Origin of the sequence: Selenomonas sp. (assembly GCF_052169755.1) — a bacterium.
In the GTDB taxonomy this organism is placed as follows: domain Bacteria; phylum Bacillota; class Negativicutes; order Selenomonadales; family Selenomonadaceae; genus Selenomonas.
In genome coordinates this window covers 1-5,496 of the sequence record NZ_JBQNBV010000131.1, presented here as the reverse complement: position 1 = coordinate 5,496, position 5,496 = coordinate 1, and the positions used below count along the sequence as shown (strand labels likewise).

Below are 5,496 nucleotides of genomic sequence, written 5' to 3'. Positions count from 1 at the left end.
ACATGCGATGTCTGCGGAAACATATCCACGGGCTGTATCTCTTTCGTCATATACCCCAACCCTGCTAAAAGTGCCAGATCTCTGGCGAGGGTTGCGGGGTTGCAGGACACGTAGACGATGCGGTCGGGGTGCATGGCGGCGAAGGTTTTCAGGACGGTTTCCGTGCAGCCGGCGCGGGGCGGATCGACGACGATGACGTTGGGGCGAATGTTTTCTTGGTAGAGACGCGGCATGAGTTTTGTGGCGTCTCCGACGAGGAACGTAGCATTTTTTATGCGGTTATCACGCGCATTCTTTTTCGCGTCCTCGATTGCGGGTTTGACGATTTCGATGCCATAGACGCGATGGGCTTTTTGTGCGAGGAAAAGGGTGATGGTACCCGTGCCGCAGTAGGCGTCGAGGACGGTTTCTTTGCCGTTGAGATCGGCGTATTCCAGTGCCTTTTCATAGAGAACGGCGGCCTGCTCCGTATGGACTTGGAAGAAGGATCTCGCCGAGATGGAAAAACGCAGTTTGCCGATGCGGTCAAGAATCGTCGGTTTGCCCCAAAGGAGCTTGGTTTCACGTCCTAAGATGACATTATTGCGATATGTCTGGATATTTTGCTGCACGCTTTTGAGGTTCGGCACGCGCTCTCGTAAAAGGCGCGTGATTTCTTTCGCCTTGGGCAAGTCCTTCGTTGCTGTGACGAGAACGACCATAGCTTCGCCGTTTTCCCCTATGCGGCCGACGACGTGGCGCAGGACGCCTGTATGGCGATCCTCATCGTAGACGGGAATACGCAAACGCTCAACGATCTCGCGCATGACGTTGACGATGATGTTGTTGCCTTCTTTTTGAATCCGACAGTCGCGCGTGTCGATGATGTCGTGCGATCCTTTGGCGAAGCAGCCGATGACGGTCTTTCCCCGCTTCCTGCCGACGGGAAACTGCATCTTGTTCCGATAAAGCCAAGGCTCTTTCGCGCCTAAGACGGGCAAAACCTCGATGCCGGAAAGCCCCCCGATGCGCTCGACTGCATCGACGACCTGCTGCCTTTTTAGGCGCAGCTGCCCCTCATAGGAAAGATGCTGCAGCTGACAGCCGCCGCAGGAATCGTAAATCGGACAGAGAGGCTCGACGCGCTCTGGGCTTTTCTCCAAGATTTCCACGAGCTTTCCGCGTGCATACGTTTTCTTGACGTCTTCCATGCAGGCGAGCACGCGCTCACCGGGCAGTACGCCGGGCACGAATACGGTGAAGTCTTTCACGCGTCCCACGCCTTCACCGCTCGTGCCGAGCGCCCGGACGGTGATTTCGTATGTTTTTCCCTGCTGTACGGGGACTTCTTTTTTCATCACTTCTCGTTCCTTCAAATTCATCCCATGTTCTCGCAAAAATCCACGTTCTCCAAAAGTTCCAACGGCTCTTTGAGCAAGACTTTCGCGCCGCTTTCCACAAGCTCCTGCGCGGGGCGAAATCCCCAAAGTACGCCGACGGGCAGGAATCCCGCACGCACGGCGGTTTCCATGTCAACGGACGTATCGCCCAAATAAGCGACTTCTTCGGGCTTCACACCGAGGTGCGCGGCGATTTCCAACGGCGTCGCAGGATCCGGCTTCTTCGGGAAACCTGCGCGGTCGCCAAGCACTTTTGCAAAGGTGTCGGGTGCAAAAAGAATCTTCACGATGGTCAGCGCCGCATCGTTGTGCTTGTTCGTGCAGACTGCCAGCGGAATCCCACGGCTCTTCAATGCGCTTAGAAGCTCACGCACGCCCTTGTAAGGACGCGTTTTTTCCAACAGACGCTCTTGATAAATCGCCTTGTATTTCGCGAGCGCTTCTTCAACGAAGGCAGCGTCTGCCGCCTTTGCCGCAGGCAATGTCCGCTCCATGAGTTTTTTGGAACCGTTGCCGACGAAATATCGATACTTTTCCACCGCATGCGTTGGGAAGCCGTAGCCTTCCAGCATGAGATTCACGCTGTCCGCCAAGTCGTCCAAGGAGTTGACAAGCGTACCGTCGAGATCGAAAATCACAGCTTTATATTGCATAGCGATCACCTTTCTGCTGTCGCGAAAATCATCCATGATATACTTTTAGAAGCACGAAGTGCGCCGCATGATTGGCTGACGTTGACCGCCATAGGCACAGCGCATCTGTGCAAATCTGGGCAACTTCATTTTATCAGCGTTTCCTTTATTTTATTCGCGGAAAGCTCCCTTTTCCCTGCCAAAAGGAAAGCAGCCGCAAAAACGGCTGCTTTCCAAAACCATCGCAAACGTATCAGCGCAATTTATCCGCGAGAAGCTGATTGACCATCTGCGGATTTGCCTTGCCTTTCGACTGCTTCATGACTTGACCGACGAGAGCGCCGACCGCCTTTTTGTTGCCGCTCTTATAATCGGCGACAGGCTTCGGATTGGCGGCGATGACGGCATCGACGATCGCTTCGATCTCCTTCGTGTCCGTGATCTGCACAAGCCCTTTATCCTCGACAATCTTCTCGGGCGCATCGCTCGATGTCCACATCTCGGCAAAAACCTTCTTGGCGATCTTCGAAGAGATCGTTCCCTTTTCGATGAGCGCAATCATTTGCGCGAGGCGCGAGGCTTCGACCGGCGATTCTTCAATCGTCTTGCCCTCGGCGTTGAGGTTCTTCGCGAGATCGCCCATGATCCAATTCGCCGCGCTCTTCGCGTCCGCGCCGCCCGCAAGGCACGCCTCGAAATACTCTGCCAGCGGGCGCGATGCCGTAATGATGGCTGCATCATAATCCGACAGACCAAACGCTTTCCCATAGCGCTCGCGACGTGCGTCCGGCAGCTCGGGCAAGGCCTTGCGGTATGCCTCGATCTCCTCTTCCGTCGTCACGATAGGCACGAGATCCGGCTCTGGCATGTAGCGGTAGTCGTGCGCCTCTTCCTTCGAGCGCATGGATTTCGTGATGCCGCGCTCGGGATCCCATGTACGCGTTTCCTGCACGATATGCCCGCCGTCTTCGAGGATTTCTTCCTGCCGCTCGATCTCATAGGAAAGCGCATCCTCGACCGCCTTGAAGGAGTTGATGTTCTTCATCTCCGCTTTCGTCCCGAGCGTTTTGGTTCCGACGGGGCGAAGCGAAATATTGAGGTCGGCGCGCAAATTGCCTTCCTCCATGCGGCAGTTGGAAACATCGATATATTCGAGGATCGACTTGATCTTCTCCATATAGGCGCGTGCTTCTGCCGGCGTTGACATATCCGGCTCGGAAACGATCTCGATGAGCGGTACGCCCGTGCGGTTGTAATCGACGTTCGATGTCAGAGAATCCGTGATCGTCGCGCCCGAATGGACGAGCTTACCTGCGTCCTCTTCCATGTGGATGCGCAGGATGCGGATGCGCTTCGTGCCGTTTTCCGTTTCAATATCGACATAGCCGTGCTCAGCAATCGGCAGATCGTACTGCGAGGTCTGAAAGTTCTTCGGCAGATCGGGATAGTAATAGTTCTTGCGGTCAAACTTGCTGTACTTGTCGATCGTGCAATTGAGCGCCAGTCCCGCTTTGATGGCGAACTCGACGACGCGCTTGTTGAGCACGGGCAGCACGCCGGGCAGCCCCAAGCACACGGGGCAGACCTGCGTGTTCTGCTCGGTGCCGAACTTCGTGGCGCAGCCGCAGAAAATTTTCGTATTCGTCTTGAGCTCGCTATGGATCTCAAGCCCTATGACTGCTTCGTAATTCATCCCTCTGCCCCTCCGATCTTCGCCCTGTCTTTGTGAAAAGCATGCGTCTGCTCATAGGCATAAGCGGCGCGCAGGATCGTCTCCTCCGCGAGCGCCTTGCCTATGATCTGCAGACCGATGGGCAGCCCCTTCGCCGAGTAGCCGCAAGGCACAGAGATGCCCGGCAGACCCGCCAGGTTCAAGGGCACGGTGCAAATGTCCTGCAAATACATTTTCAACGGATCGGAAACCATCTCACCGATCTTGAACGCCGTCGTCGGCGCCGTCGGCGCCATGATGACATCGACCTTCGCGAAAGCATCGGTAAAATCCTTCTGTACGAGCGTGCGCACCTTCAGCGCCTTGAGATAATATGCGTCGTAATAGCCCGCAGAAAGCGCGTAGTTGCCGATCATGATGCGGCGTTTGACCTCCTCGCCAAACTTCTCGCTGCGCGTCTTCGTCATCATCTCGACGATGTCCACACCATCGACACGCGCACCATAGCTCACACCGTCGTACCGTTCGAGGTTCGTCGCGGCTTCCGCCGGCGCGATCAGATAGTATGTCGAGATCGCATAATCCGTATGCGGCAGCGTGATTTCCGTGACCTCTGCGCCCATCGCTTCAAAGTCTGCGATCGCCTTGCGAACCGCCTGCTCCACATCGGCATCCATCCCCTTGACGAAATACTCTTTCGGCAAGCCGATTTTAAGCCCCTTCACGTCCTCGGTCAATGCCTTCGTATAATCGGGCACGGGCGCGGCGCTCGATGTCGAGTCCATCGCATCGTGTCCGGCGATGACGTTCAATACATGCGCACAGTCCGTCACATCGCGCGTCACGGGACCGATCTGATCGAGCGACGATGCATACGCGACGAGTCCGTAGCGCGAAACGCGGCCATACGTCGGTTTCATGCCGACGACGCCGCAAAACGACGCCGGCTGGCGAATCGAGCCGCCCGTATCGGAGCCGAGCGCCCAGACCGCCGTGCCGGCAGCCACCGCCGCCGCGCTGCCGCCCGAGCTGCCGCCCGGCACGCAATCGAGATTCCACGGATTGCGCGTCTTTTTGTAAGCGGAGTTTTCCGTCGAGCCGCCCATCGCAAACTCATCCATATTGAGTTTTCCCAAAATGACGGGATTCTCTTTCGCGAGCTTTTCCATGACCGTCGCATGATAGGGCGGCACGAAGTTCTCCAAAATCTTGGAAGCGCACGTCGTTCTGACACCCTTCGTGCATATATTGTCCTTGATCGCGCCGGGAATGCCCTCCAAAAAGGCGAGCGACTCTCCGCGTGCGATCTTCTCATCGGCGTGCGCCGCCTGCACGAGCGCCGACTCGCGCATCTCGGTCAGATACGCCCCGACCTTTTCTTCGACCTCGTCCATGCGTAAAAGCACGTCCTTCGTCAGCTCAGTCGAGGAGATTTCCTTCTTTTGCAGCAAATCATGAAGCTCATGCGCCGCTTTATCGTAAAGTTTCACCAAATTTCCTCCTCAGCCTTCCAGTATCTTCGGCACTTTGAAATAGCCGTCCTCTGCCAAAGGCGCATTGGAAAGCGCCGCCTCGCGCATGAGCGACGGCTTTACCTCGTCGGCGCGGAAAACATTCTGCATCGGCAGAGCATACGTCGTCGGCTGCACCTCTTCCGTATCCACGCCTTCAAGGTTCTCGACATACTGCAAAAAAGCGTCGAGCTGCCCGAGGTACTTATCCGCTTCCGCGTCTGCAATCGAAAGGCGCGATAAGACAGCAACATCCGCCAAATCTTTCTTCGTAACCTTCATCTTCTCACCATCCATATAAG

General features: G+C 56.1%; 5 protein-coding genes. All 5 read right to left on the bottom strand.

Features of this window, described 5'->3' with window-relative positions; translation table 11 throughout:
* The coding region (gene rlmD / locus ACTTKG_RS08770; protein ID WP_442673834.1) for a 23S rRNA (uracil(1939)-C(5))-methyltransferase RlmD at nucleotides 1–1,337 on the bottom strand (1,337 nt) is incomplete at its 3' end.
* Nucleotides 1,338–1,357: 20 nt separating this feature from the next.
* A complete protein-coding gene (locus tag ACTTKG_RS08765; RefSeq protein ID WP_442673833.1) occupies nucleotides 1,358–2,032 on the bottom strand; it encodes an HAD family hydrolase in 675 nt (224 codons plus the stop codon).
* 232 nt (nucleotides 2,033–2,264) lie between these two features.
* Complete coding sequence (gene gatB, locus ACTTKG_RS08760) at nucleotides 2,265–3,704, bottom strand: Asp-tRNA(Asn)/Glu-tRNA(Gln) amidotransferase subunit GatB (RefSeq protein WP_442673832.1); 1,440 nt, start codon at nucleotides 3,702–3,704, stop codon at nucleotides 2,265–2,267.
* The gene (gene gatA / locus ACTTKG_RS08755) at nucleotides 3,701–5,173 is read right to left on the bottom strand and encodes an Asp-tRNA(Asn)/Glu-tRNA(Gln) amidotransferase subunit GatA (RefSeq protein ID WP_442673831.1); all 1,473 of its coding nucleotides are present in this window, start codon (nucleotides 5,171–5,173) and stop codon (nucleotides 3,701–3,703) included. Before gatA ends, gatB begins: the two co-directional genes overlap by 4 nt.
* 12 nt (nucleotides 5,174–5,185) lie before the next feature.
* Nucleotides 5,186–5,476 (bottom strand): Asp-tRNA(Asn)/Glu-tRNA(Gln) amidotransferase subunit GatC, encoded by a 291-nt coding sequence (gatC, locus tag ACTTKG_RS08750; protein ID WP_442673835.1) that lies wholly within the window; start codon nucleotides 5,474–5,476, stop codon nucleotides 5,186–5,188.
* Nucleotides 5,477–5,496 lie beyond the last annotated feature (20 nt).